The organism is Aureimonas sp. CAS (assembly GCF_059838215.1).
In genome coordinates this window covers 61,152-87,594 of record NZ_CM187563.1, presented here as the reverse complement: position 1 = coordinate 87,594, position 26,443 = coordinate 61,152, and the positions used below count along the sequence as shown (strand labels likewise).

27 protein-coding genes are annotated in these 26,443 nt (G+C 68.8%); 7 read left to right on the top strand and 20 right to left on the bottom strand.

Annotation, left to right across the window (positions count from 1 at the left end; translation table 11 throughout):
* Positions 1-9: 9 nt before the first annotated feature.
* On the bottom strand, positions 10-1,248 hold the full coding sequence (locus AC6R2M_RS00395) for an NAD(P)/FAD-dependent oxidoreductase (RefSeq protein ID WP_500484390.1): 1,239 nt from the start codon (positions 1,246-1,248) through the stop codon (positions 10-12).
* Between the two features lie 192 nt (positions 1,249-1,440).
* Here AC6R2M_RS00395 and AC6R2M_RS00390 point away from each other — a divergent pair, with 192 nt between their 5' ends.
* Positions 1,441-2,475, top strand: coding sequence for an Ldh family oxidoreductase (locus tag AC6R2M_RS00390; RefSeq protein WP_500484388.1), 1,035 nt, complete (start codon positions 1,441-1,443; stop codon positions 2,473-2,475).
* A 151-nt stretch (positions 2,476-2,626) separates the two neighbouring features.
* Positions 2,627-4,255, top strand: coding sequence for an MFS transporter (locus tag AC6R2M_RS00385; protein WP_500484386.1), 1,629 nt, complete (start codon positions 2,627-2,629; stop codon positions 4,253-4,255).
* Positions 4,256-4,264: 9 nt separating this feature from the next.
* Here the strand turns inward: AC6R2M_RS00385 and AC6R2M_RS00380 are convergent, their stop codons facing one another.
* Positions 4,265-5,128, bottom strand: a complete 864-nt coding sequence (locus AC6R2M_RS00380) for a DMT family transporter (RefSeq protein WP_500484384.1) — start codon at positions 5,126-5,128, stop codon at positions 4,265-4,267.
* 163 nt (positions 5,129-5,291) lie between these two features.
* On the opposite strand from AC6R2M_RS00380, the gene AC6R2M_RS00375 reads away from it, so the two are divergent.
* On the top strand, positions 5,292-6,650 hold the full coding sequence (locus AC6R2M_RS00375) for an aminotransferase-like domain-containing protein (RefSeq protein ID WP_500484382.1): 1,359 nt from the start codon (positions 5,292-5,294) through the stop codon (positions 6,648-6,650).
* A 45-nt stretch (positions 6,651-6,695) separates the two neighbouring features.
* Here the strand turns inward: AC6R2M_RS00375 and guaA are convergent, their stop codons facing one another.
* The 7 genes from guaA to AC6R2M_RS00340 all read right to left on the bottom strand — a co-directional run bounded on the left by guaA (position 6,696) and on the right by AC6R2M_RS00340 (position 10,808).
* A complete protein-coding gene (gene guaA / locus AC6R2M_RS00370; protein ID WP_500484380.1) occupies positions 6,696-8,252 on the bottom strand; it encodes a glutamine-hydrolyzing GMP synthase in 1,557 nt (518 codons plus the stop codon).
* Positions 8,253-8,399: 147 nt separating this feature from the next.
* Positions 8,400-8,666 carry a hypothetical protein gene (locus AC6R2M_RS00365; protein ID WP_500484378.1) on the bottom strand — a complete coding sequence of 89 codons (267 nt, stop codon included), beginning with the start codon at positions 8,664-8,666 and terminating at the stop codon, positions 8,400-8,402.
* A gap of 36 nt (positions 8,667-8,702) precedes the next feature.
* The gene (locus AC6R2M_RS00360) at positions 8,703-8,972 is read right to left on the bottom strand and encodes a hypothetical protein (protein ID WP_500484376.1); all 270 of its coding nucleotides are present in this window, start codon (positions 8,970-8,972) and stop codon (positions 8,703-8,705) included.
* Positions 8,973-9,067: 95 nt separating this feature from the next.
* Positions 9,068-9,505 (bottom strand): hypothetical protein, encoded by a 438-nt coding sequence (locus AC6R2M_RS00355; protein WP_500484374.1) that lies wholly within the window; start codon positions 9,503-9,505, stop codon positions 9,068-9,070.
* Positions 9,506-9,508: 3 nt separating this feature from the next.
* The gene (locus AC6R2M_RS00350; RefSeq protein WP_500484373.1) at positions 9,509-9,922 is read right to left on the bottom strand and encodes an ElaB/YgaM/YqjD family protein; all 414 of its coding nucleotides are present in this window, start codon (positions 9,920-9,922) and stop codon (positions 9,509-9,511) included.
* Between the two features lie 113 nt (positions 9,923-10,035).
* Positions 10,036-10,587 carry a sigma-70 family RNA polymerase sigma factor gene (locus AC6R2M_RS00345; protein WP_500484371.1) on the bottom strand — a complete coding sequence of 184 codons (552 nt, stop codon included), beginning with the start codon at positions 10,585-10,587 and terminating at the stop codon, positions 10,036-10,038.
* Positions 10,584-10,808 (bottom strand): NepR family anti-sigma factor, encoded by a 225-nt coding sequence (locus AC6R2M_RS00340; protein ID WP_500484369.1) that lies wholly within the window; start codon positions 10,806-10,808, stop codon positions 10,584-10,586. The genes AC6R2M_RS00345 and AC6R2M_RS00340 overlap by 4 nt, the downstream gene beginning before the upstream one ends.
* Before the next feature lie 312 nt (positions 10,809-11,120).
* Between AC6R2M_RS00340 and AC6R2M_RS00335 the strand changes: the two genes are divergently transcribed.
* Together AC6R2M_RS00335 and AC6R2M_RS00330 are read left to right on the top strand one after the other, a co-directional pair.
* A complete protein-coding gene (locus tag AC6R2M_RS00335) occupies positions 11,121-11,915 on the top strand; it encodes a response regulator (protein WP_500484367.1) in 795 nt (264 codons plus the stop codon).
* A 218-nt stretch (positions 11,916-12,133) separates the two neighbouring features.
* Positions 12,134-13,213 (top strand): sensor histidine kinase, encoded by a 1,080-nt coding sequence (locus tag AC6R2M_RS00330; RefSeq protein ID WP_500484366.1) that lies wholly within the window; start codon positions 12,134-12,136, stop codon positions 13,211-13,213.
* Between the two features lie 51 nt (positions 13,214-13,264).
* Here the strand turns inward: AC6R2M_RS00330 and AC6R2M_RS00325 are convergent, their stop codons facing one another.
* The 9 genes from AC6R2M_RS00325 to cyoA form a co-directional block, all read right to left on the bottom strand.
* The gene (locus tag AC6R2M_RS00325; protein ID WP_500484365.1) at positions 13,265-13,885 is read right to left on the bottom strand and encodes an SCO family protein; all 621 of its coding nucleotides are present in this window, start codon (positions 13,883-13,885) and stop codon (positions 13,265-13,267) included.
* A gap of 88 nt (positions 13,886-13,973) precedes the next feature.
* The gene (locus AC6R2M_RS00320; protein WP_500484364.1) at positions 13,974-14,501 is read right to left on the bottom strand and encodes a copper chaperone PCu(A)C; all 528 of its coding nucleotides are present in this window, start codon (positions 14,499-14,501) and stop codon (positions 13,974-13,976) included.
* An 18-nt stretch (positions 14,502-14,519) separates the two neighbouring features.
* Positions 14,520-15,050: a response regulator transcription factor gene (locus AC6R2M_RS00315; RefSeq protein ID WP_500484363.1), complete on the bottom strand. Its 531-nt coding sequence runs from the start codon at positions 15,048-15,050 to the stop codon at positions 14,520-14,522.
* A complete protein-coding gene (locus AC6R2M_RS00310) occupies positions 15,047-16,363 on the bottom strand; it encodes an ATP-binding protein (protein ID WP_500484362.1) in 1,317 nt (438 codons plus the stop codon). The genes AC6R2M_RS00315 and AC6R2M_RS00310 overlap by 4 nt, the downstream gene beginning before the upstream one ends.
* A complete protein-coding gene (locus AC6R2M_RS00305; protein ID WP_500484361.1) occupies positions 16,360-17,154 on the bottom strand; it encodes an SURF1 family protein in 795 nt (264 codons plus the stop codon). The genes AC6R2M_RS00310 and AC6R2M_RS00305 overlap by 4 nt, the downstream gene beginning before the upstream one ends.
* Positions 17,155-17,156: 2 nt before the next feature.
* Positions 17,157-17,564, bottom strand: coding sequence for a cytochrome o ubiquinol oxidase subunit IV (cyoD, locus tag AC6R2M_RS00300; RefSeq protein ID WP_500484360.1), 408 nt, complete (start codon positions 17,562-17,564; stop codon positions 17,157-17,159).
* Positions 17,561-18,199 (bottom strand): cytochrome o ubiquinol oxidase subunit III, encoded by a 639-nt coding sequence (gene cyoC, locus AC6R2M_RS00295; RefSeq protein WP_500484359.1) that lies wholly within the window; start codon positions 18,197-18,199, stop codon positions 17,561-17,563. The genes cyoD and cyoC overlap by 4 nt, the downstream gene beginning before the upstream one ends.
* Before the next feature lie 4 nt (positions 18,200-18,203).
* Positions 18,204-20,207 carry a cytochrome o ubiquinol oxidase subunit I gene (gene cyoB, locus AC6R2M_RS00290; RefSeq protein WP_500484358.1) on the bottom strand — a complete coding sequence of 668 codons (2,004 nt, stop codon included), beginning with the start codon at positions 20,205-20,207 and terminating at the stop codon, positions 18,204-18,206.
* A gap of 62 nt (positions 20,208-20,269) precedes the next feature.
* On the bottom strand, positions 20,270-21,475 hold the full coding sequence (gene cyoA / locus AC6R2M_RS00285) for a ubiquinol oxidase subunit II (RefSeq protein ID WP_500484356.1): 1,206 nt from the start codon (positions 21,473-21,475) through the stop codon (positions 20,270-20,272).
* A 180-nt stretch (positions 21,476-21,655) separates the two neighbouring features.
* Here cyoA and AC6R2M_RS00280 point away from each other — a divergent pair, with 180 nt between their 5' ends.
* Both AC6R2M_RS00280 and AC6R2M_RS00275 read left to right on the top strand, forming a co-directional pair.
* On the top strand, positions 21,656-22,990 hold the full coding sequence (locus tag AC6R2M_RS00280) for an MFS transporter (protein WP_500484354.1): 1,335 nt from the start codon (positions 21,656-21,658) through the stop codon (positions 22,988-22,990).
* Between the two features lie 6 nt (positions 22,991-22,996).
* Positions 22,997-24,235 (top strand): AGE family epimerase/isomerase, encoded by a 1,239-nt coding sequence (locus AC6R2M_RS00275; RefSeq protein WP_500484352.1) that lies wholly within the window; start codon positions 22,997-22,999, stop codon positions 24,233-24,235.
* 7 nt (positions 24,236-24,242) lie between these two features.
* Here AC6R2M_RS00275 and eutC read toward each other — a convergent pair whose 3' ends face one another.
* Positions 24,243-25,055: an ethanolamine ammonia-lyase subunit EutC gene (gene eutC, locus AC6R2M_RS00270; RefSeq protein WP_500484351.1), complete on the bottom strand. Its 813-nt coding sequence runs from the start codon at positions 25,053-25,055 to the stop codon at positions 24,243-24,245.
* A complete protein-coding gene (locus AC6R2M_RS00265; RefSeq protein ID WP_500484349.1) occupies positions 25,052-26,443 on the bottom strand; it encodes an ethanolamine ammonia-lyase subunit EutB in 1,392 nt (463 codons plus the stop codon). The genes eutC and AC6R2M_RS00265 overlap by 4 nt, the downstream gene beginning before the upstream one ends.

Sequence of the window (26,443 nt, the reverse complement as noted above, 5' to 3'; positions counted from 1 at the left end):
ATGCGTCCGTCAGAAGCGCTGGGGCGAGAAGGGCGAAAGGTCGAGAGCGGCCGGTCGGCCGGTGAGAAGATCGGCGACGAGGCGTGCGGTGCCCGCGGACTGCGTCAGGCCGAGGTGACCATGGCCGAAGGCGTAGGCGACCCGCTCCGTTCCGCGCGCCAGACCGATGGCGGGGAGCGAGTCCGGCAGCGAGGGTCGAAAGCCCATCCAGCGCCGCCCGCCGGTGATCTTCAGGCCCGGCAGGAACCGCGCGGCCTTCTCCAGCATGGCGTCGGCCCGCGAGACGTTCGGCGGCCTGTCGAGCCCGGCGAACTCGACCGCGCCGCCCACCCGGACACCGGAGGATAGGCGCGTCACGACGAAGCCGTGGCCGCCGAAGGTCACCTGCGTTCGCAGGTCGAAGGCGCCCGGCGGCAGCGTCGTGTTGTAGCCGCGTTCGGTCTCGAGCGGGATGCGATCGCCGAGCGTGCGGGTCAGGCGATGGGAGAAGGCCCCGGCCGCGACGAGAACGCGATGCGCGCGAAGGGTCTCGCCCGAGGTCTCGATCCGCACGCCGTCCGTCTCGGGCTGGAGAGAACGGGCCTCCACGATCTCGATCCGTCCGCCCTGCCGGGCGAAATGCTCGCCGAGCGCCAGAACGTAGCCGCGCGGCTCCGCGATCGAGCACCAGTCGGGCGTGAAGGTGCCGTGCGTGAAACGCGGTGAAAGGCCCGGCTGCAGCACCGCCATCTCGTCGGCATCCATATGCCGGAACGCGATTCCCGCGCGGGCCCGCGCCTCCCAGCCGGGCCGCGAGGCTTCGAACTCGACGGCGCTCTCGTAGACTTCGAGATTGCCCTCCCGCCGCAGCATCGGCAGAATCCCGGTGCGCTCCAGAAAGGGCTCCAGCTCGGCGCGCGACAGGGCCATCAGAGCCGCTTGCGCGATGGTCGAGCGTCGCACCTGTCCGGGCAGGCTGGCCTTGGCGAAGCGCAGCATCCAGGGCGCGGCCTTCAACGCATAGGCCGGCGGGACGCTCAAGGGCCCGAGCGGGTCGAACAGCCAGCGCGGCGCAAGGGCGAGGGTCTTCGGGGAGGCCAGCGGCAGGATGTCGGAGAAGGCGAAGGCGCCCGCATTGCCGGCCGAGGCGCCCGCCGCCGGCCCCTCCCGGTCGATGACCGTGACGGACAGGCCGCGCTCGCGCAGCGCGATGGCACAGGAGAGGCCCACGACCCCTGCCCCGACCACGAGTAGATCGGGACGCTCCATTCCCGACCCCGCGCTCATCGGCGCGCGGATGCCGAACGAGATACGCCGAACGATGCTGCCATGACGATCCCGATCCGCCCGCGGAGCTTACAGACCAGCGTCGCGGTGCGGCCATCAAGCCGAAGCGCCGAGAGTCGCGCAAGAGACCCGGCGAGCGCTAGAACCAGTGCGTCATACAAGGAGCGGCCCGGCATGAGCGAACCCGTTGTCCTGTCTCTCGACGCGCTTTCGGCCCGTGTCGAGGCGATCTTCCGCGCGGGCGGCCTGAGCCGGCTTCAAGCGGAGGCGGTGACGCGGATCGTGGTCGCGGGCGAGCGGGACGGCGCCAAGTCGCATGGCATCTACCGGATCGAAGGCGCGCTGCGAACGGTTAAGGCCGGCAAGGTGAAGCCGGACGCGCTCCCCGCCCTCCAGCCGCCCGACGGTTCGGCCGTCATCCGCGTCGATGCGGGCCACGGCTTCGCGCCCGCCGCCTTCGAGCTTGGCCTGCCGGCGCTCGTGGACGCCGCGTCCCGTCACGGGCTTGCCGCCCTCGTCATCAACGACTGCACCCATTTCTCGGCCCTCTGGCCGGAGGTGGAGGCGCTGGCGGCCGAAGGTCTCGCGGCGCTCGCGCTCTGTCCCAGCTACTCGGCGGTCGCCCCGGCCGGCGGGACCGCGCCGCTGCTCGGCACCAATCCGCTCGCCTTCGCCTGGCCGCGCCCCGGCACCGACCCTTACGTCTTCGATTTCGCCACCTCCATGGTCGCGCGCGGCGAGATCGAACTCCACCGCCGCGCCGGGCGCACCTTGCCGGAAGGCTGGGCGATCGACGCTGAGGGAGCGCCGACCACCGATCCGGACGCGGCGCTGGAGGGCGCGATGCTGCCCTTCGGCGGCCACAAGGGCTCGGCCATCGCCACCATGATCGAGCTTCTGGCGGGCCTGATAATCGGCGACCTCACGAGCCCTGAGGTGCTGGACGCGCTCGGAACCACGGCTCTTTCGCCGATGCACGGGGAGCTGATCCTCGCCTTCTCCCCGTCCGCCTTCTCGCGCGGACGGCAAGGCGATCCGCTGGCGCGCGCCGAACTCCTCTTCGGCCAGATTCTCGCGCAGGGCGCACGCCTTCCCTCCCAGCGTCGCTTCGACGCCCGCCGCAGGGCGCGGGAGGACGGCGTGACCCTGACGGCGGAAGAGGACGCCTTCCTCGACCGCCTCCTGCGGGAGGCCGAAGACATTCGATAGATACGGCGCGCGCGATCTTCGTCCCGGCGCTCGTCAACCGGCAGGGTCCGGCCTAGTTCTCGCTCGAGACCCTCTCGAACTCCCGCATCGATCGGCGACCCTTCCGGCCGGTCGGTCCCCGTCCTCGTTCCAGCCGTTCCGCATCCGTCCCTTGTCCCAGCGTTCCTCGCTCTTCCAGCCCTTCCGCAGCGCCGACTTCCGCCTCCTCTGGTCGGCGGTCCTCGTGTCCAATCTGGGGGGCCTGATCCAGGCGGTCGGCGCGGGCTGGATGATGGCGAGCATCGCGGACTCGGCGGACATGGTCGCGCTCGTCCAGACCGCGACGACGCTGCCGATCATGATCTTCTCTCTGGCGGCAGGTGCGCTCGCCGACAATTTCGACCGCCGCACGGTCATGCTGGTCGCGCAGTCGTCGATGATGACGGCCTCGATCGCGCTCGCGGTCCTCACCTTCCAGGGGCTGATGACGCCCTGGCTCCTGCTGTTCTTCACCTTTCTGATCGGCTGCGGCACGGCGCTCCACAATCCGTCCTGGCAGGCCTCCATCGGCGATCTCGTGCCCCGGTCGGACATCCCCTCGGCGGTGACGCTGAACAGCATGGCCTTCAACCTGATGCGCAGCATCGGCCCGGCGATCGGCGGCGTCATCGTGGCCTCCGTCGGAGCGGCGGGGGCCTTCGCGCTGAACGCGGTGAGCTACGTGCCGCTCGTCGCGTCGCTGGCGCGCTGGAAGCTTCGGCGCCCGCCCTCGCCCCTGCCGAGGGAGGGCTTCGGCATCGCCATTTCGGCGGGGCTCCGCTTCGTCGCCATGTCGCCCAATCTCGTCCTGGTGATCGGCCGCGCCTTCCTCTTCGGCTTCGGCGCCGTCGCGCTTCTGGCGCTCCTGCCGCTCGTGGCGCGCGACCTCGTGGCCGGCGGCGCCGCGGTCTACGGCGTGCTTCTCGGCAGCTTCGGGCTGGGTGCCATCGGCGGGGCCTTCTCCAACACCTGGCTGCGCGAGCGCCTGACCACGGAGAACCTGGCGCGCTGCGCCTTCCTCGCCTTCGGCGCCTCCGCCGCGCTCGTCGCCATCAGCCGCGAGACGTGGCTCACCTGCCTCGTGCTCCTGCCGGCCGGCGCCTCATGGGTGCTGGCGCTTTCGCTCTTCAACGTCACGGTCCAGCTCTCGACGCCCCGCTGGGTGGTCGGCCGCGCCCTGTCGATCTACCAGACCGCCACCTTCGGCGGCATGGCGGCGGGCAGCTGGCTCTGGGGCCTTCTGGCCGAGGCGCACGATCCCGGCACGGCGCTGATGGTCTCCGGCGGCTTTCTCGCCTTCGGCGCGCTGGTCGGCCTGCGCTTCGTCCTGCCGCCGCTGCTCGCCCTCGACCTCGACCCGCTCGACCAGTTCCGCGAGCCGACCCTCGCGCTCGACATCCGCTCCCGCAGCGGCCCGATCATGGTGATGGTGGACTACGAGATCGACCAGAAGGACGTCGATGCCTTCCTCGGCGCCATGACCGAGCGCCGGCGCGTGCGCATCCGCGACGGGGCGCGGCAGTGGGCGCTCCTGCGCGATCTGGAGAACCCGCGCATCTGGACCGAGACCTACCATGTCCCGACCTGGGTCGAGTATGTGCGCCACAACACGCGGCGCACCAAGGCGGATGCGGACATCAACGAACGCCTCCGCTCGCTCCACAGGGGACCCGGACGGCCGCGCGTCCACCGGATGATCGAGCGCCAGACCGTGCCGCCGGCGGACGACATGCCCATCAAAGAGCATCCGGAGGTTCCGTAAGGCGGACGATTATCGCGCGAACCTCCTGGCGCCGAAGACCGACGCGACGACGAGCAGCGTCACCGCGATCATGGAGGGCGCGACGGGCTCGCCGAGAAGGATCGCGGCGAGGGCCAGCCCGAAGAAGGGCTGGAGAAGCTGCAGCTGGCCGACGCCCGCAATGCCGCCGAGCGCCAGCCCGCGATACCAGAACACGAAGCCGACGAGCATCGAGAAGACCGAGACATAGCCGAGGCCCAGCCATTCCGGCGCGGTGACGCGCCCGAAGCTCTCCGGCCATGTGAGGATCGCGATCAGCGCCATGACAGGCGCCGAAAGGAGAAGCGACCAGGAGATCACCTGCCAGCCGCCGAGCCTTCGCGAGAGCACGCCGCCTTCCGCATAGCCGAGCCCGCACAGAAGGATCGCGGCGATCATCAGGAGGTCGCCCTCCAGCGAGGACGGTCCGCTCTGCGTCAGCGCGAAGCCCGCGACGGCCGCCGAACCCAGCACCGAGAACAGCCAGAACGGCGGCCGGGGACGTTCCCCGCCGCGAAGGACACCGAAGACCGCGGTGGCGAGCGGCAGAAGCCCGATGAAGACGATCGAGTGGGCGGCGCTGACATGCTGGAGCGCCAGCGCCGTCAGAAGCGGGAATCCGACGACGACGCCGAGCGACACGATGGAGAGGGAGGCGATATCCCCGGCGCGGGGCCGCGCCTGCCGCAGGGCCACGAGAAGCGCGGCGCCGAGCAGGGCGGCGATCACCGCGCGCGCCGATGTCAGGAACAGCGGCGCGAAGCCACCGATGGCGACGCGCGTCGCGGGAAGCGATCCGCTGAAGATGAGGACGCCGAGAAGGCCGCTTCCCCAGCCGGCCATGGATCTGTCCATCTCTCGTCTCCCGTTCGCCGTTTGAGCCAAAAGCCCGTTCCGCCCTCGTTGCGGAAGGAACGGTGCGATACGGTCGGTCCGAACTGTATGGATGCGGGGGCCGGTACGGATGGGAAGTGGAGAGCATGGCGCCGATCGAGCGGCCAGCCGGACGGGCACCGTCATGGACGAGGTCCGCCGCCGGATCGCCACGCGATCGCTCCAGGCGGGCGAGAAGCTTCCCTCGATCCGCGGAACCGCCGCGCGGATGGGCGTCTCGCCCTCCACCGTCGTCGAGGCCTACGATCGCCTCGCGGCCGAGGGGCTGATCCGCTCGCGCCCCGGCTCGGGCTTCTTCGTCGCCGGCAGCCTGCCTCTGACCCTGGCCGAGGTCGAACCGCGCGCCGACCGCGCCGTCGATCCCTTCTGGGTGTCGCGGCAGAGCCTCGACGGCGGGCCGGACGTCGTGCGGCCGGGCTGCGGCTGGATGCCGGCGGACTGGATGCCCAACGCCTCCATCCGTCGCGCGCTCCGAGGGCTGTCGCGCACCGAGGAGGCGCTCCTGGCCGATTACGGCGCGACGCGCGGCTCGCTCGCGCTACGCGGTCTTCTGGCCCGCCAGTTCGCCGCCGAGGGTCTCGAGATCGGCACGGATCAGGTCCTCCTGACCCCATCGGGCACACAGGCGATCGACCTCGTCTGCCGCCTGCTTCTGCAGCCCGGCGACACGGTGCTTCTGGACGATCCCTGCTACTTCAACTTCCAGGCGCTGCTTCGCGCCCATCGCGTGAGCGTCGTCGGCGTGCCGATGACGCCGACGGGTCCGGACCTCGCGCTCTTCGAAGCGGCGCTCGTCGAGCACCGCCCGCGCCTCTACGTCACCAACTCGGCGATCCACAATCCGACCGGGGCGACGCTCTCGCCGCGCGCCGCGCACCGCGTCCTGACGCTCGCCGCCGCGCACGGGACGACGATCGTCGAGGACGACATCTTCGCCGATTTCGAGCCGGAGCCCTCCCCGCGTCTCGCCGTTCTCGACGGGCTGGCCACGGTCGTGCGGGTCGGCTCCTTCTCCAAGACGCTGTCCGCCTCGATCCGCTGCGGCTATGTCGCGGCCCGCGCCGACTGGATCGAGGGGCTGGTCGATCTGCAGGTCGCGACGAATTTCGGCGGCCCGAGCCCGATCGCGTCACAGATCGTGGTCTCGGTCCTTCACGACGGCAGCTATCGCAAGCATCTGGCAGCGCTGCGCCCGCGCCTCGCTCGGCGGCGAAGGGAGGTGGCGGCGCAGTTGCGGGGCCTGGGGATCGAACCCTGGATCGAGCCGCGCGGCGGCTTCTATCTCTGGTGCCGCCTGCCGGACGGCCGCGACGCCGCCGATGTCGCCCGCTTCGCGCTTCATCAGAAGATCGTCCTGGCGCCCGGCAACGTCTTCAGCGCGGGCCAGACCGCTCCCGACTGGATGCGCTTCAACGTCACGCAGATGGCCGACCGAAAGCTGCCGACCGTTCTGCGCGAGGCGCTCGCCGACGCGGCGGGTTAGCCGCCGTCGCCGGTCGTCGAGCTTACCGCTCCGAAGCGGCGCGAATTATTCCCACTCAATGGTGCCGGGGGGCTTCGATGTCACGTCGTAGACGATGCGGTTGATGCCGCGCACTTCGTTGATGATGCGGGTCGCGGCGTTGCCGAGGAATTCCATGTCGAACGGGTAGAAATCCGCCGTCATGCCGTCGACCGACGTCACCGCGCGCAGGGCGCAGACATATTCGTAGGTGCGCCCGTCGCCCATCACGCCCACCGTCTGGACGGGAAGCAGAACGGCGAAGGCCTGCCAGATCGCGTCGTAGAGCCCGGCCTTGCGGATCTCGTCGAGATAGATCGCGTCGGCCTGCCGAAGGATGTCGAGCTTCTCGCGCGTGATGCCGCCCGGACAGCGGATGGCGAGGCCCGGCCCCGGGAAGGGATGGCGGCCAACGAAGCTCTCGGGAAGGCCGAGCTCGCGGCCGAGCGCGCGCACCTCGTCCTTGAAGAGCTCGCGCAGCGGCTCCACGAGCTTCATGTTCATGCGCTCGGGCAGGCCGCCCACATTGTGGTGCGACTTGATCGTCACCGAGGGCCCGCCGGTGAAGGAGACGCTCTCGATGACGTCGGGATAGAGGGTGCCCTGCGCCAGGAAGTCCGCGCCGCCCAGCTTCTCGGCCTCGGCCTCGAAGGTCTCGATGAAGAGGCGCCCGATGGTCTTGCGCTTCACCTCCGGGTCGCTCTCGCCCGACAGCGCGTCGATGAAGAGGTCCTGCACCTGGGAGTGCACGAGCGGGATGTTGTAGTGGTCGCGGAACATGCCGACCACCTGCTCGGCCTCGCCCATGCGCAGCAGGCCATGATCGACGAAGATGCAGGTCAGTTGATCGCCGATCGCCTCGTGCAGGAGGATCGCGGCGACGGAGGAGTCGACGCCGCCCGAAAGGCCGCAGATCACCCGGCCCGTGCCGACCTTCGCGCGGATCTCCTCGATCGCCTGCTCCCGGAACGCGGCCATGGTCCAGTCGCCCGCCGCGCCCGCGATGCGGTGCACGAAATTGGCGATCAGCTTGCCGCCGTCCGGCGTGTGCGCGACTTCGGGATGGAACTGGACGCCGTAGAGCCGGCGCCTCTCGTCCGCGATCGCCGCGAAAGGCGCGCCGGGAGAAGAGGCGATGATCTCGAAACCGTCGGGCAACGCGGTGACGCGGTCGCCATGGCTCATCCAGACCTGATGGCGCGTGCCCTCGGCCCAGATGCCCTCGAAGAGCGGCGAGGCCTTCTTCACTTCGAGGAAGGCGCGGCCGAACTCGCGGTGCAGCCCGCCCTCGATCCGGCCGCCCAGCTCGGTGCACATGGTCTGCTGTCCGTAGCAGATGCCGAGCACCGGCAGGCCGGACTCGAACACGCCCCTGGGCGCGCGCGGACTGTTCTCCTCGATGGTCGAGGCCGGAGAGCCGGAGAGGATGACGGCGCGGGGCTTGAGCCGCGCCAGCCCTTCCTCGGCGGACTGGAAGGGGACGATCTCGGAATAGACCCCGGCCTCGCGCACGCGCCGCGCGATGAGCTGCGTGACCTGGGACCCGAAGTCGACGATGAGGACGGTGTCGGTGTGCTGTGTCATGACCGGCTTTTCCGCACGGGCCGCGCGGGAAAGCAAGAGCCTCATGCGCAAGGCCGCCGTGCGACGATCGCACGGCCGTTCGCCTGCTCGAGGCAGCCCGGCCCGGAGGCCTGCCTCACCGGCTCATGGGCCGGGGCGCGAGGGCGGTCAGACGTGTCCGCCCTCGGCCAGAAGCGAGAGCGCCCGCGCGATCTGCTGGCGGAAGGGATCGTCGACCGCCTCCGCCTCGCTCGGCAAGCCCCATTCGGCCGCAAGGGCCTCCAGCCTCGCCTGCCGGTCCGCCACGGGCATGGTCTCGTCGGAGGAGATCTCGGCGATCAGCCGGCGACGCTCCTCGTCGCGGACGGCGTCGCCGACCAGCGCGTCGCGGCTGAAGGCGCCCGCGTCCGGCTCGCCCGTCTGGTCGCTGTTCATCGGCACGCCTCCTCCTGTCCGGTCTCGACGAAGCGCTCAGTTCGCCGGGGGCGGCGCGGCAGGCGCCTCTTCCGGCGTCACGACACCGGCAGGCGCTCCGCCGGCGGGCGTTTCGGCCGGGGTCGCCGGCTCGGTCGAAACGCCGGCTTCCTCGGGCGAGCCGATGTTTTCATCGGGCAACGAGCCGCCGTAGAAGCCCATGCCGATGAAGGCGATCACGGCCAGCGCGAGCGCGGCCACGAGCACGATCAGGATGGGCTGCCCCTTCTTGCCCTGGCGGGCGTCTTTCGGGTCGATGTTGGCCATGGGTATCCCTCAGGGCGTGGTGCTCGAGGATGAACCGCCCGAGACTCCGGTCGTGTGCAGGCGACGCGCACGAGAACGCGCGCATCGCCCATCGTTCAGCGTCGGCGATAGTAGATCGCCATGCGCACGGCGCCCCAGAGGCCGATGGCCGCCACCGGGATCGCCAGAAGGCGCTTCTGCCGGCGTGCCGAGCGCAGGATCACCGGCAGGTTCGACATCGCCGCCACCCCGGCGATCGAGGCCACGTCGCGGCGCAGCCGCTCCTGACGGTCGGTCTCCTTCGGGCGCCGGCTGGCGGCGAGCGAAGCGTAGAGGATTGCGACGATCACCGCGAAGACACCGGCGAAGATCAGCGACGCCCAGATCCCGCCGAGATGCGAGGCGACCCACAGGAACAGCGCCAGCATCAGGAAGATCGCGACGCAGAGGGCCGCGACCGCCATCAGCGCGTAAAGGACGGCGACGGTGCGCAGGCGGGCGAAGAGAACGCCCGCCTCGCCTGTCAGGATCCTGACGACCAGCGATCCCAACATGGATCAGTTCTTGAAGATGCGGGCGTAGAAGTAACCGACCGCGGCGGCGATCAGAACCGCCTTGATCGGCTCGGCGCGCACGCGGTCGCTGATCTCCTGCTCCAGATCGCTCGCCGCTTCCTGCGCCTGGCGGTAGTAGCGCTCGCCGGTCTGCTTCACGTCGTCGCGAAGGGCATAGGCCTGGGCGCGCGCGGTCGTGGCCGAACCGGTCGCCAGCGACCGCAGAGATTCCGTGACGCCCGCGACATCCTCGCGAAGACGGGCGATCTGCGCCTCCAGATCCTCCTTGGTGTCCTTCGTGCGGCGGCCGATGTCCTCGCTCGTCTGGTTGACGGCGTCCTTGAGGTCGTCGCCCGTCTGGCGCGCGCGCTCCTTCGCCTCGGCAGCCTTCGCCTCGTTGCTCTGCGTGTCGGACATCGAATTACCTTTCAGCGTTGCTGCGGATCGAAACGGAATGAGGGCGCGCATGCCGCACCCTCGCGGCAAGGACAATGCGTCGCAGGGCGCGAAGTTCCCGCGCCGCGCGACGATCAGGCGGCGGGCGCCACCCCGATGATCTGGGAGGAGATCGAATCGGGGCCGTACTCGCCGTCGCCCTCGATGCCCAGCATGTCGGCCAGCCGGGTGCGGGCGCGCGAGACGCGGCTCTTGATCGTGCCCACGGCGCATTTGCAGATCTCGGCGGCCTCCTCGTAGGAGAAGCCGGACGCGCCGATCAGGATCAGCGCCTCGCGCTGGTCGTCGGGCAGAAGGTCGAGCGCGCGGCGGAAGTCCTGCAGGTCGAGATGCCCCTGCTGCTCGGGATGGCCGGCCAGCTGCATGGCATGGATGCCGTCCACGTCCTGCACCTCGCGGCCCTTCTTGCGCATCTGCGTGTAGAACTCGTTGCGCAGGATGGTGAAGAGCCACGCCTTCAGATTGGTGCCCGGCTGGAACGTGTGCTGCTTGTCCCAGGCCTTGACGAGGGTCTCCTGAACGAGATCGTCGGCCCGGTCGAAGGAGCCGGCGAGCGACGCCGCAAAGGCGCGCAGGTTCGGGATGATCGAGATCAGTTCACGTCGGAAGTCGGGCTCGGCCGTCATTTCGACCCCCGATCCCTGGCGCGGGCGCCGCCGCTCTCGGCCGCGTCCAGCGCGTCGAGCAGCGAGAGGAAGCGGTCGGGCACCGGCTCGCTCGCCACGTCGTCGTAATAGGCCTTCAACCGACGTCCGATGGCCGAACTCGATCCGAGTTCGGAACCGAACGAACGGCCAGGAGGCGACGCCCCACCTGCCTCTTTCGGTTGATCTTCGTTCTCGCTCATCGTGCCTCACCGCATGCCGATCGCCCGGAAGCCGTCGTCCGCGTCCGCCGTCCTTCCGCTTGAGCCTAAGTGTGGAGGGCGCTCCCATTCTCAAGTGGGCGAATCGGATTCAGGCGACGCTCGCTCGGCGGAATCGTTGGGCAGCTTCCCTTGCCCCTACACGGGCTGCAACCTGCGCCTTATGTTGTGCCAGCCTGTGTCGTCGCCGAGAGACGCATCCCGGACGCGGCGTTGGGTGAACTGGCGCGTTGCGCCTTCACTCTGCCGCTTTGTTGGGGTCCTCCGGTTCTGACCGATCCTTGGGGAGCTTTCATGTCGATGTCGTCGCGCATTGCGCCGCACATACCGTATCTTCGCCGCTATGCTCGCGCCCTCAGCGGTTCTCAGGCGAGCGGAGACGCCTACGTCGCGGCCGTGCTTGAAGCGCTGATTGCGGAGCCGACGCTGTTCGACACGCAAGAGAGCCCCCGCATCTCGCTCTACAAGCTGTTCTCCTCGCTTTGGCAGTCCGTCGAGGTGAACATCCGCGAGGATGCGCCCGTCTCGGCCTGGGAGGAGCGTGCCTCGCGCAATCTGCGTGCGATCTCGCCGCTGCCGCGCCAGGCCTTCCTCCTGGTCGCCGTCGAGGGCTTCACCACCGAGGAGGCCGCCTCGATCCTGCGCGTCGACGACCGCGAGTTCTCCGAACTCATCGATCAGGCCAGCTCGGACATCGGCCGTCAGGTCTCGACCAACATCATGATCATCGAGGACGAGCCTCTGATCGCGATGGACATCGAGCAGATGGTCGAGAGCCTCGGCCATGGCGTCACGGGCATCGCCCGCACGCACAAGGAGGCGCTGTCGCTCTTCGAGGAGCAGCGCCCCGGAATGGTCCTCGCCGACATCCAGCTGGCGGACGGGTCCTCGGGCATCGACGCGGTGAACGACATCCTGGCGAAGGTCGCGGTCCCGGTGATCTTCATCACCGCCTTCCCCGAGCGCCTGCTCACGGGCGAGCGCCCGGAGCCGACCTTCCTGGTGACCAAGCCCTTCAACCCGGACATGGTGAAGGCGCTGATCAGTCAGGCTCTCTTCTTCGAGAGCGAGAAGCGCGCAGCGGCCTGATCGAGGATTGCGAGGCCCGATCCGCAAGACGGAGCGGGCCTTTCCCGATCTTATTAGTGGCCGGCTAATCTTTTTCCGGCACGATTCAGAAATGCGGAGCCGAAGGCGGTTTGATCGGGAACTTCAGTCGGTTCGCTCCGTTCACTGACCTACCGGCACCTGATCGGGACCGTTCGACCGCGGCGCTTCGGCGCCCCCTCCTGTCACTCGAACCCGCGATGAGCATGGCGACAGAAGCCGAAAACGGATGGACGTCTGCTCGTCCGGGCCCTTCGCGCTCCTTCGTCGCTTCGCAAGCTGGCGAGGCCGTGCCGGCGCAGGTCGAGAACAGCTTTCGCAAGGCCGCCGCGACGAGCGAAATGAGCCTGTTCGGCCAGGACACCGAGCTGCGCTACGTCTGGACGTTCAACGCCGCGTCGTCCTGGCTGGAAGACGCGGTGCCCGGAACCCGGGACGAGGAGATCCTCGCGTCCGAGACGGCCGAGCAGACCCGTTCCATCAAGTCCGAGGTGCTCTCGACCGGTGTCGCCAGCCGGTACGAGCTCTATGTCAGCCGCGCCGACGGGACGCGCTGCTACGACATCCGCCTGGACGTGGAGCGGGACGCGGACGGGCAGATCAAGGGGCTGGTCGGCACGTCGATCGACATCACGGCGCAGAAGCGGCGTGAGGACACGCTGAAGACGCTGCTGCGGGAGCTGTCGCACCGCTCCAAGAACCTCCTCGCCATCATCCAGAGCCTCGCCAGCCAGACGGCCCGCCATTCGGTCACGGTCCCTGAATTCCTCGTCCGCTTCCGCGGCCGGATCCAGTCGCTCTCCTCCTCTCAGGACATCGTGACGGATTCCGACTGGCGCGGCGCCGATCTCTTCGGCCTCGTTGCCATGCAGGTTGAGCGCTACGCGCCGGACGGCATGAAGCAGGTGATGCTGCGCGGTCAGGATGTCTATCTCTCCCCCTCCGCGGCCCTGCATGTCGGCCTGGCGCTGCACGAGCTGGCCGTGAACGCAGCCTCCTACGGCTCGCTCTCCACCCATTACGGCCACGTCTCGATCCTCTCGGAGATCGTGACGGAGGACGGCGAGCCGGCGCTGCGGCTGAGCTGGCACGAGAGCGGCGGACCGCAGGTGCAGTCCGACCACGACACGCGGTTCGGGACCTCGACGCTGGAACGGATCGTGCCGAATTCGGTCGGCGGGCGCGCCTCGCTCACCTATCACCCCGACGGCGTCTCCTATCTGCTCACCGTGCCGGCGGCCCATTTCGAGACCGTCGACGCCGATCCGGCGAACGGCTGAGGCCGCCCGAGCCCTCCGGCTCCGGCGACGCCGCCTTCCATTCCCCTCCGGTCAGAGAGCGCGGTTGTCTTCCGGGCGCGACGCCGTCGCCGAACCGGACAGAAGAACGTCGCGGATCTTGGCGACCGCCGCTTCCGGCTCGGTCCCGTAGGGGATGAGACCGGCGAGCCGTCCGTTGGCTCCGATCAGGTAGATCGAGGTCATGTGGCGCATGGAATAGTCGTCCTCGCCGCCCCGCTGCTCGGCCGTGACGAGCCAGGCGTCGGTGACCTTTCGCATCTCCGCCTCGTCGCCGGTCACGCCCACGATCCGGGGCGAGAAGGCCGAGACGTAGGGTCCCATGACGTCGAGCGTGTCGCGCTTCGGATCGACGGTGAAGAAGAAGGACTGGAGCCGGTCGGCGTCCGGGCCGAGCATCTCCAGCCACTGCGTCATGTCGACGAGGGTCGTCGGGCACACTTCCGGGCAGTGGGTGTAGCCGAAATAGAGGAGCGAGGGCTGGCCCTTGAAAGCGGTCTGGTCGATCGCCTCGCCCGTCGTCGCCTGGAGTTCGAAGGGCGCGGTGGCCGAGCCCTGCGGCCGCGAGATGGCCGTGTAGCCGAGAACGCCGACCATCAGCGCGACGAGCACCGTCAGACCGCCGATGGCGAGAACCGTGTCGACCCGCTTCATCGTCTTTCTTCCTTCTCGCTGCGGGTCCGTGCGTCGGCGCCCGCTTCCTCATGAACATCGAGCGGGGCCGAACGCTCCCGCCCGCCTCTCAATGACCTGAATGCGCGCCGTGCGAGCCGTGCCCCTCGTGCGAGACGCCGCTTCCGGCAGGCTCGCCGGGACCGCGCGCGCCGATCGATCCGACCGCGAGCTCGACCTCGACCTCGCCCGCCGTCTCGAAGAGAAGCGTGACGGGCACGCTCTCGCCCTCGACGAGCGGCTCTTCCAGCCCGACCAGCATCAGATGGTAGCTGCCTGGCTCCAGGCGCGCCGTGCCGTTCGCGGGAATCTCCAGCCCGTCGGTCAGCTCGTCCATCTCCATCACGCCGTCGGTGATCGACATGGAATGCACCTCGGTCTGCGGCACGCGTTCGGACCGGGCCCCGATCAGACGGTCCGGCTCCGCGCCCTCGTTGCGGATGGTCATGTAGCCGACGCCGACCCGCGCGCCGGGAGGGGTCGCGCGGCTCCAGGGGGCTTCGACGGTGATGCCGCCGTCCGAACCCTGCGCGAAGGCGGCCGGCATCGAAGCTCCCAGAAGCAGGCCTGCGGTCAGGATGCGGGCGAAAAGGGTCATGTCTCGATCTTTCCTCTGTCAGCGGACCGGGCGCTTGCCGAGCTTGCGCGCCAGCGTGCGTCGATGGAGCCCGAGCCGGCGGGCGGCCTCGGAGATGTTGAAGTCCGTTTCGACCAGGACCTCGTTGATGCGCTCCCATTCGAGCGTCTTGATGGAGGTCGGCCGTCCGGTGAGCGGCACGTCCACGTCGCCCTCGGCGCGGTCGAAGGCGGCTTCGATGTCGTCGGTGTTGGAGGGCTTGGCGAGATAGTGGCAGGCGCCGAGCTTGATCGCCTCGACGGCCGTCGCGATGGAGGCGAAGCCGGTCAGCACCACGATCAGCATGTCGGGGTCGTGGGCGTGCAGCGTCTGCACCGCCGTCAGCCCGGAGGCGCCCGCGAGCTTCAGGTCGACCACCGCATAGCCGGGACTTTCGCTCTTCAGGAGCGCCGAGAGCGCCGTCAGGTCCGGCGCGACGCGCACCGTGTAGCCGCGACGCTCGAAGGAGCGGGCGAGCGTGCGGGTGAAGGCGTCGTCATCGTCCACGACGACGAGAAGGCGCTCGCTCATGCCGCTTCCTCCTCTTCGATCAGAAGGGGCGCGAGCGGCAGGAGGAGCGTGACGACGGCGCCGCCGCCCGGCCGGTTCGCCGCTTCCAGCCGGCCCCCGAGCTTGCGCAGCGCATTCATCGCGAAGAACAGGCCGAGGCCCCGGCCCGGCGCATCCTTGGTGGACTGGTACGGCCGGCCCAGCGCTTCCAGGATGCCGGCGTCGAAGCCCGGACCCTCGTCGCGCGTCTCGATCTTCAACACGTCGCTCTCGCGCTCGACGGTGAAGCGGATGCGGGCCGGCGAGACCTCGTAGGCGTTGTCGAGCACGTTGACGATCGACTGGCGCAGGGTCGAGTCGAGGACCATCGCGACCTCGCCCTCCGCATCGCGGTAGTAGTGGAACGCGGTGCCCGGCCGGCGCTCCGACCAGTCGGCCGCCAGCCCGTCGAAGAAGGCCCCGAGCGTCGTCACCTCGGCGGACTCGCCACGCATCTCGCCCGCCGAGAGGAGGATGCCGGAGACGATGTCCTTGCAGCGTTTCAGTTCCGCCTCGATCGTCTCGACATCGGCGATGAGGCTCGGCTCGGCCTTCACGGCCGGCATGCGCTTCCAGTCGGAGAGGATGATGGACACGGTGGAGAGCGGCGTGCCGAGCTCGTGCGCGGCGCCGGAGGCGAGCAGCCCCATGCGCACGATATGGTCCTCCTCTGCCCCGCGCTGGCGGAGCGCCGCGAGCCGCGCGTCGCGGTCCCGGATGTTGCCTGCCACCTGCGTGACGAAGACGACGAGGAGGCTGGCGTTGATGGCGAAGCAGATCACGAGCCCGATCGTCTGGAAGGTCACCGCCGAACTCACCGGACGTTCCAGAAGCGGCAGCGGCACGTTGAAGATCGTCAGCCCCACGAAGGCGGCGACCGTGGCGGCGAGAAGGACGAGGGTCGCGCGCCGGTCGATCATGACCGCCCCGAGCGCCACCTGCAGCAGGTACAGGAAGGCGAAGGGATTGCTCGCCCCACCCGACAGATAGAGCAGGAAGGTCAGCGCCGCGACGTCGATGAGCAGGGCGCCGAGGAGCTCGGCCTGCGCGACCGGACGGCGGAAGCGCAGGCGCCAGAGGCTGAGGAGGTTGAGAAGCACCAGCCCGGCGACGACCGCCGCCATGGGCTGCCAGGGCAGATCGACGTCGAAGAGGAGGACGACCGCGCCGATGCTGGCGATCTGGCCGCCGACGGCGATCCAGCGCAGCGTCACCAGAAGGCGCAGATTGCGCGAGCCGGTCGGATCGTCCGTCGCCGGGGCCGCGCGGACCGTCTCTCCGCCCGCGCCGCTCATCCCGCCGCCCGCTCGAACTGCCGATCCTCCTTCGACGACCGGCGGCGGCGGCGCTCGTCCATCAGGACGTAGACGGTGGCGCCGGCGACCATGGCGGCGAGGACGAACCAGGTGATCGCGTAGACGAGGTGATGGTTGCGGAAGGCGACGACGGTGAGCCCGCCCACCGGATAGGCGGACGGGTCGGGACCGCGATCGGCATCGACGAAGAAGGGCGCGACGTTTGCGAGGCCGCGCGCGGCGGCGATCGCCGCGACGTCGCGGGAGAACCAGCGGTCGGCCGACGGATCGTTCTCGCGCAGGAAGGCGCCGCCGGGCTCGTCCATGCGAAGCAGGCCGGTCAAATCGACCTCACCCGCCTGCGCGCTGGCCGCACGCGTCGCCGGGTCGCGGTACTCGCCCGGCACGAAGCCGCGGTTGACGAGGATCGTCGCGCCGTCGGACGTGACCAGCGGGGTCAGGACCCAGAAGCCGGGCCCGAGATCGGTGACCGCCTGAACCAGCGTCTCCCGGTCGTGAAGGAAGCGGCCCTCGAGCCGGACCCGCAGATACTCGTGCGTCTCCGGGCGGACCTCTGCCCATTCGGCGGCTGGTGGCGCGGGCACCGGGTCTGCCGCGAGCCGGGTCTCGACGCGCTCGATCAGATCGAGCTTCCAGGACAGCCGCTCCACCTGCCAGACACCGAGGGAGGCGAAGAAGGCGGCGAGCAGCGCGCCGGCGACCGCGACGAGAAGGAGCGTGCGCGGCGAGCGCCCCCGCCTCTCCCCGTCCCGTATGCCGGCGGCCGCCATGGTCAGATCACGCCCCGCGCGGCCTCTCCACCCATCGGCATCATGTTGGTGTTCAGGTGGTACATGACCCACAGGGAGCCCGCGAGCATGATGAACGTGATGACGATGGTGAAGAGGAGGGCGAGCATGTTCCAGCCGCCTTCCGACTTCGTGTTCATGTGCAGGAAGTAGACCATGTGGACGACGATCTGCACGACCGCGAAGCCCATGATCAGGAGCGCGATCAGCTCGCGCTCCAGCGCCACGCCGCCCATCACCAGCCAGAACGGGATGACGGTCAGCACGACCGAGGCGAAGAAGCCGATCAGGTACTCGCGCAACGTGCCGTGCGCGTGGCCCTCCTGGCCGTGGTGATCCTGCGTGTGAGCGTCGTGCGTCGACACGTTCACCGGATGAGGCTTGGCGCTCATGTCAGGGACCCGATCAGGTAGACGAAGGAGAAGACGCCGATCCAGACGACGTCGAGGAAGTGCCAGAACATCGACAGGCACATCAGGCGTGTGCGGTTCGCGGGAATGAGTCCGCGCTGGTGCACCTGCACCATCAGGACCACCAGCCAGATGCAGCCGATGAAGACGTGCAGCGCGTGGGTGCCGACCAGGGTGAAGAAGGCCGAGAGGAAGGCCGAGCGCTGCGGTCCCGCGCCGATCTCGATCAGATGGTGGAACTCGTAGAGCGAAATGCCGAGGAACACCGCGCCGAGAACGCCCGTGACGGCGAGCCACGCCTGGGTCGCGCCGCGCCGGTTCGCCACCATCGCGATCATCGCCAGACCGAAGGTCAGCGAGGACAGGAGGAGCATCGAGGTCGAGACCGCGATGAGCTCCAGGTCGAACAGATCGGCGCCGGAGGGACCGGCGGCATAGGACGTGCCGTAGACGCCGTAGACGGCGAAGAGGACCGCGAAGATGAGCGCGTCGCTCATCATGTAGATCCAGAAGCCCAGCAGCGAGCCGCCGTCGGAGGGCCCGTGATGCGGGTCCTCCTTCAGGTAGAACTGGATCTCGCCGTTCGCGTCGGCGGGGGTGGAGATGGTCTGAGCCATGGCGTCAGGCTCCCGCGGAGAGGGCTTGGGTGCGGCGGTTCTCCTCCGAGACCACCTCCTCGACCGGGATGTAGTAGTCCCACTCGTATTCGAAGGTGTGCCAGATCGCGTAGGCCACGATGCCGAGGAAGGAGAGCGCGGCCAGCCACCAGATGTACCAGACCATCGCGAAGCCGAGGGCGAGCGAGAGGCCGGAGAGGACGACGCCGGCCGGCGTGTTCTTCGGCATATGGATCGGCGCGAAGCCCTCGATCGGCCGCTGGTAGTTCTGCCGCTTCATGTCCCACCACGCGTCGTGGGCGTGGATGACCGGCGTGAAGGCGAAATTGTACTGCGGCGGCGGCGAGGAGGTCGCCCATTCCAGCGTGCGCCCGCCCCAGGGATCGCCCGTCACGTCGCGCAGCCGCTCCTTGTCGCGGATCGAGACGTAGATCTGCACCAGGAAGGCGACGATGCCGACGAGGACCAGGAGCGCGCCGAAGGCCGCGATCAGGAACCAGATCTGGAGCGAGGGATCCTCAATGTGGTTCAGGCGCCGCGTCACGCCCATCAGGCCGAGCACGTAGAGCGGCGTGAAGGCGAACCAGTAGCCGGTGAGCCAGAACCAGAAGGAGACCTTGCCCCACCACGGGTCGAGCCGGAAGCCGAGCGCCTTCGGCGCCCAGTAATTGATGCCGGCGAAGAGGCCGAACACCACGCCGCCGATGATGACGTTGTGGAAGTGCGCCACGAGGAAGAGCGAGTTGTGGAGCACGAAGTCGGCCGGGGGAACGGCGAGCAGGACGCCCGTCATGCCGCCCACGGTGAAGGTCACCATGAAGCCGATCGTCCAGAGCATCGGCACGTCGAAGGTGATCCGGCCCTTGTACATGGTGAAGAGCCAGTTGAAGATCTTGGCGCCCGTCGGGATCGAGATGATCATCGTCGTGATGCCGAAGAACGAGTTCACCGTCGCGCCCGCCCCCATCGTGAAGAAGTGGTGGAGCCAGACGAGGTAGGACAGGATCGTGATGACGACCGTGGCGTAGACCATCGAGACGTAGCCGAAGAGGCGCTTGCGCGAGTAGGTCGCCACGACCTCGGAGAAGATGCCGAAGGCCGGCAGGATCAGGATGTAGACCTCCGGGTGGCCCCAGATCCAGATGAGGTTCACGTACATCATCGGATTGCCGCCGAGATCGTTCGTGAAGAAGTTCGTGCCGACATAGCGGTCGAGCGTCAGCAGCGTGATGCAGACGGTCAGGACCGGGAAGGACGCCACGATCAGGATGTTCGTGCACAGCGTGGTCCAGGTGAAGATCGGCATCTTCATCAGGCCCATTCCCGGCGCGCGCATCTTCACGATCGTCACGATCAGGTTGATGCCCGACAGCGTCGTTCCGATGCCCGCGATCTGCAGCGCCCAGAGATAGTAGTCGACGCCCACGCCCGGACTGTAGGCCGCCCCCGACAAGGGCGGATAGGCCAGCCAGCCGGTGCGCGCGAACTCGCCGACGAAGAGCGAGATCATGATCAGGATCGCGCCGGCCGCCGTCATCCAGAAGGAGAAGTTGTTCAGGAAGGGGAAGGCCACGTCGCGCGCGCCGATCTGCAGCGGCATGACATAGTTCATCAGGCCGGTGATCAGCGGCATCGCCACGAAGAAGATCATGATCACGCCGTGGGCGGTGAAGATCTGGTCGTAGTGGTGCGGCGGCAGGAAGCCCTCGTTCGCGCCGAAGGCCATCGCCTGCTGGGCGCGCATCAGGAGCGCGTCGGCGAAGCCGCGCAGCAGCATGACGATGCCGAGGATCATATACATGATCCCGATCTTCTTGTGATCGACGCTCGTGAACCACTCGGTCCAGAGATAGCCCCAGAGCCGGTAGTAGGTGAGCGCGCCGAGCAGCGCCGCCCCCAGCACCGCGACGACCGCGAAGGTGACGAGGATGACGGGATCGTAGAAGGGGATCGCCCCGATGGTGAGGCGCCCGAAGATCAGTTGGTAGAGGCCCGTGTCGGCAAGCATCGCTGTGTCCGGTTTCTAGCGCGTTCTAGGAGGGCGGAGCGCGTGGCGCCCCGTCCGGCCTCTCATTCGTTCAGCTGGCTCGGCGCCGGCCCGTCGGCTTCCGGCGCGGGCCCCGCGCCCGGCTCGCCCGGGCGGTCGCCCTCGTGCGCGCCGTCGCCGGCCTCGGCCGGGGTGGACGGCGCCTCCTCGCCGGTGCGCGGCGGGCGGGACGAGGCGGGGAAGGTCGCCCCCGGCGCCTCGGCGTCGCCCGCGTTGCGCGGCGCGGCATAGCCGTCCGGTCCGTGGCCGGCGCTGCCGTCGTGGGCGCGGTTGGAATCGTAGACGAGGCGTTCGAGATTGCCGAGGCCTTCCAGGCCCGCGCCGCCCTGCATGTCGATGTGCATCATCTCGTCGGCGCACATGCGGCCCGGCTCGACGCACAGGTTCAGGATGGCGTGGTAGAGCCCGTTCTGGACCTCCGAGAAGTAGTGGACGGGCTCCAGCTCGCTCGGCGCCTCCAGCTCCAGGTAGCGCTCGGTCGTCAGCGGCTCGCCTTGCTCGCGGACCTGCTCGACCCAGCCGTCGAAATCCTGCGCCGACAGGCCGTGGAAGCGGAAGCGCATGTTGGCGAAGCCGGGTCCCGAATAGTTGGACGAGAAGCCCGCGTAATTGCCTTCCTGGTTGATGACGGCGTGGAGCTGCGTCTGCATCCCCGGCATGGCGTAGATCATGCCCGACAGAGCCGGCACGTAGAACGCGTTCATGATCGAGGTGGAGGTGAGGCGGAAATTGATCGGCGTGTTGACCGGAGCGGCCAGCTCGTTGACCGTCGCGATCCCGTATTCGGGGTAGATGAACATCCACTTCCAGTCCATCGCCACGACCTGGACCGTGATGCTCTCGGTCTCTTCCGTCACGGGCGTGGAGGCGTCGATCCGGTCGAGCGGGCGATAGGGATCGAGGAGGTGGGTGAAGAGCCAGGTGATGGCGCCGAGCGCGATGATGATCATCAGCGGCGCGGTCCAGATCAGCACCTCGAGCTGCGTCGAATGGTGCCATTCGGGATCGTATTCGGCGTTCTTGTTCGAGGCGCGGTAGCGCCAGGCGAAGATCAGCGTGAAGGCGATGACCGGCACGATGATCAGGAGCATCAGGCCGGTGGAGTAGAGGATCAGGTTCGCCTGACGCGCCGCGACGTCGCCGGCCGGGTCCATCACCACCATGCCGCAACCCGACAGAAGGGCGGCGAGACCAAGGAGGGGAACCGTTCGCAGAAGTTTCGAAATCAAGGCAGACCTCGGCCAGTCGGGCTTCACGTCATCCAACTAGGTCGTTTACGTCGAAGGAAGGATTGGACGTTTTGTCCAACCCACCTCCCTTTGACGGGGGAACGGCCCTAAGATTACTCACATGCTAGAGGGCGGGCCTCGATCGGCCATAGGTATCGCCTGCTTCGCGGAGACAATGTGATGACTCTCTCTTCGGACGCAGCGTCCACGAGTACCGTGGAACACGATGCGCGTCTTGCGACCGGCGGGCAAGGTCACGCCATCTCGCCGAACGAGCTGGCGATCGGCGTCGTCATCTCGCGGGCTTCGGAGGCCTTCGACTTCTTCGTCTTCGGCATCGCCTGCATCCTCGTCTTTCCGGCGCTGGTCTTTCCCTTCGCCGACCCGCTGACGGGGACGCTCTACTCCTTCGCCGTCTTCTCGCTCGCCTTCGTCGTGCGCCCGCTCGGCTCGATGCTCTTCCTGAAGGTGGACCGGATCCATGGGCGCGGCATGAAGCTGACGATCTCGCTCTTCCTTCTCGGCGGATCGACGGCCTTCATCGCCTTCCTGCCGAGCTATCAGGCTCTCGGTCCGATCTCGATCGTCGCCCTGATCCTCTTTCGCATCGGTCAGGGCTTCGCGCTCGGCGGCGCCTATGACGGCCTGCCCGCGCTCCTGTCCCTGAACGCGCCGGAGAAGCATCGCGGCTGGTACGCGATGGTGCCGCAGATGGGCCAACCCATCGGCTTCATCGTCGCCAGCGCCCTCTTCGCCTTCTTCTACCTGAACCTGACGACCGAGGACTTCCTCTCCTGGGGATGGCGCTACCCGTTCTTCGTCGCCTTCACGATCAACGTCGTGGCGCTCTTCGCGCGCCTGCGACTGGTGGCGACCGAGGAGTACGCCGAGCTCTACCAGAGCCGCGAGCTCGCCCCCTCGCGCGTCTCCCAGATCATCGGCACGCGCGGCAAGGAGCTCTTGATCGGCGCCTTCGTGCCGCTGGCGAGCTTCGCGCTCTTCCACCTCGTGACGATCTTCCCGATCTCCTATGTCGACCTCTTCACCGACACCTCGCTCGGCGACTTCCTGCTGATCCAGCTGATCGGCGCCTTCATCTGCCTGGGCTGCATCATGCTCTCGGGCGTCATCGCCGACCGGATCGGCCGTCGCCGGCATCTGGGCTATTGCGCGGTCGCGATCGCGATCTTCGCCGTCGCCTCGCCCTTCCTTTTCTGGCTCGACACGGTGGGCGAGACGATCTTCATCCTCGTCGGCTTCGCGCTCCTCGGCCTCAGCCACGGCCAGGCGTCGGGCGCCGTCGCCTCCAACTTCGCCAGCGAGGACCGCTACACCGGCTCGGCCCTCACCAACGACCTCGCCTGGCTGTTCGGCGCCGGCTTCGCGCCGCTCGTCGCGCTGTTCTTCACGGCCCAGTTCGGCGTGGTGGCGGTCGCGGTGTACCTCCTGTCGGGCGCGCTCTGCACGCTGGCCGCGCTCCGCTTCAACCGCCGCCTGCGCACCGACGCCGTCTGAGCGGCGATGAGCGAGCGGCCTTCCATTCCGCGAGACGGTCCCCTCTTCGGCACGCCGGAGCATCGGACCGCCCTTCTCGCCGACGCGAGGGCCCAGCTCGACTTCTTCCGGCCGAGCCTGGATCCGGCCGGCGGCTTCCACGCGCAGGGCGTGGACGGCCGGCCCATCGAGGGCCAGCCGCGCGAGCTTCATGCGACGACCCGCATGGTGCACGCCTTCGCCATCGCCCGTCTCGCCGGGTTCGAGGGCTGCGATGCCATGATCGACCACGGCATGGACGCGCTCTGGCGTCTCCATCGCGACACGGTCCATGGCGGCTACCGCTGGTCCTTCTCGCCCGGCGGCGCGCCCGCTGACGAGGCCAAGCTCGCCTACGGCCACGCCTTCGTGCTTCTCGCCGGCTCCAGCGCCAAGATGGCCGGGCACCCGGACGCCGACCGGCTGATCGCCGACATTCTCGAGGTCGTCGAGGCTCGATTCTGGGAGCCCGAGACGGGCCGCATGCGCGAGGAGTTTGCCGGCGACTGGCAGCCGGTCTCCGCCTATCGCGGCATGAACGCCAACATGCACATGTCCGAGGCGCTTCTCGCCGCCTTCGAGGCGACGGGCGACCGGAGCTTCCTGGCGCGCGCCCGCGGCATCTTCGACTTCTTCGTCGGGGAGATGGGCCGGCGCTACGGCTGGCGCCTGCCCGAGCATTTCGACGGGCGCTGGCAGGTGGACCCGTCCTACGGGGGCAACCCGATGTTCCGCCCGGCCGGCTCGACGCCGGGCCATTCCTTCGAGTTCGCACGGCTGATCCTGCAGCTGCATGCGCGGTCGCCGGACGACGCCCTGCGGTCCTGGGCGACGTCCCTTTACGAACGGGCGCTCGCCGACGGCTGGGACGAGGCGCGCAGCGGTCTCGTCTACACGGTCGATCCGCAGAACGGCCGCGTTCTCCGGGACAATCGCTACTGGTGGCCGGTGACGGAGGCGATCGGGGCCGCCGCCGCGCTCATCAAGCTCGGGGACGACCGGCACGGCGACTATCGCCGCTTCTGGGAGGCGAGCGAGCGTCTTTTCATCGACCGGGAGCACGGCGGCTGGCTGCCGGAGGCGCGCGCGGCGGACGGCTCGACCGGCAAGCAGTTCGCCGGCAAGCCGGACATCTACCACTCGCTCCAGGCCGCGCTCTTCCCGCTCTGCCCCGGCATCGCGGTCGACGCGCACGGGCTGCGGGCGATCGAGGCCGCGCGGCCGTAAGCGCCCCTCAGTCCCGCGTCAGAAAGTTCCCGCCGCCGCCGGGACCGATCGAAGCCGACGCCTCCTCCTCGTCCTTCAGCGCGACGCCGGAGACCCCTCGGGAGAAGGCCTCCCCCATCAGATAGACGAGCTTGGCCGCCGCGCGATCGGGCTTCAGCCCCTCGGCCCGAACGTTCGAGATGCAGTTGCGCGCCTCGTCGGTGAGACCGGCTCGCGGGTTCAGCGTCAGATAGAGGCCGAGGCTGTCCGGCGAGGAGAGGCCCGGTCGCTCTCCGATCAGAACGACGACCATCCGCGCCTCCAGCATCTCACCGATCTCGTCGCCGATCGCGACGCGGCCCTGGGCGACGATCGTGACGGGCGCCAGCGACCAGCCCTTCGCCTCGACCAGCGGGCGCAGCGCCTCCAGAAGCGGGCCTGCGTTCTCCTCCACCGCGAAGGCCGAGAGCCCGTCCGCGACGACGAACGCCACGTCGAAGCCGGATCGTCCGCTCGCCTCCAGCGCCGCGCGCGAAGCTTCGTCGAGGCGGCGTCCGTCGTCGGGGCGCTGGAGATAGGCCGCCCGGTCGGTCGCGCGGCTGTGCAGGGAAACCGGCGCGCCGAACAGGGGCTCGATGCGCGCTGCGAGGGCGGCGACGTCGAGCTCGCGGTGGACCGCGCTGCGCGCCTTGGCATGGGCGAGCTGGAACTGGAGATGCGGGCGCGTCGGCAGGCTCGTGCCCGCGCGCCCGAGAGCGATGCGGGCGGGCGTCACCTCGCGCAGCCGGTCCCAGGGATTGGGAACGACGATCGCGGAGGGCTTGTCGTCCTCGCCGCTCACGACGCCCTCGCCGTCAGCGCGCGTTCGAAGGCGCGAGGAAGCTTTGCTCCGAGCGCCAGCGCCTCTCCGGGTTCGAAGATGCCGGCGCGCTCCAGCCAGTCCTGGAACTCGGGCGCGGGCTTGAGGCCGAGCACGGCTCTCGCATAGAGCGCGTCGTGGAAGGAGGTCGTCTGGTAGTTCAGCATGATGTCGTCCGAGCCCGGAATGCCCATCACGAAGGAGACGCCCGCCACGCCCAGCATGGTCAGCAGCGTGTCCATGTCGTTCTGGTCGGCTTCGGCGTGGTTGGTGTAGCAGATGTCGCAGCCCATCGGCACGCCGAGCAGCTTGCCGCAGAAATGGTCTTCCAGCCCGGCGCGGATGATCTGCCGGCCGTCATAGAGATATTCCGGGCCGATGAAGCCGACGACCGTGTTGACGAGAAGCGGCCGGAAGACCCGAGCGACGCCGTAGGCGCGCGCCTCCAGCGTCTGCTGATCGACGCCGTGATGGGCGCCGGCCGACAGGCAGCTCCCCTGCCCCGTCTCGAAATACATCGCGTTGTCGCCGAGCGTGCCTCGGTTGAGGCTCGCGGCGGCGTCATGGCCTTCGCGAAGGGTGGCCAGCGACACGCCGAAGGATCGGTTGGCGGCTTCCGTCCCCGCGATGGACTGGAAGACGAGGTCCACCGGCGCGCCGCGCTCGATCACCGCGATCGAGGTCGTGACGTGGGTGAGGACGCAGGACTGCGTCGGGATCTCGTAGCGCCGGATGATCTCGTCGAGCATGTGCACGAGGGTGGTGACCGCGGGCACGGAATCGGTCGCCGGGTTGATGCCGATCGTCGCATCCCCGCTGCCGTACATCAGGCCGTCGAGGATCGAGGCGGCGATGCCGGTCGGATCGTCGGTCGGATGGTTGGGCTGGAGCCGCGCGGAGAGCCGGCCCTTGAGGCCGATCGTGCTGCGGAAGCGCGTGACCACGCGGCATTTGCGCGCGATCAGGACGAGGTCCTGGTTGCGGCAGATCTTGGAGACGGCTGCGACCATCTCCGGCGTCAGCCCCGGCGCGAGGCTGGCGAGCGAGGCCTCGTTCGCCGCGTCCGACAGAAGCCAGTCGCGGAAATCCCCGACCGTCAGATGCGAGACCGGCGCGAAGGCGGCCACGTCGTGGCCGTCGAGGATGAGGCGCGTCACCTCGTCGGCCTCGTAGGGCACGAGGGCTTCCGTCAGGAACGTCTTCAGGGGCAGGTCGGCCAGGGCCAGCTGCGCGGCGGCCCGCTCCTCCTCGTCGCCGGCCGCGACGCCCGCCAGAACGTCGCCCGAGCGCTGCGGGCTCGCCTTGGCCATCAGTTCGCGAAGGCTGCCGAAGACGAAGCGCCGCCCGCCGGTGTCGAAGCTGTAGGCCAT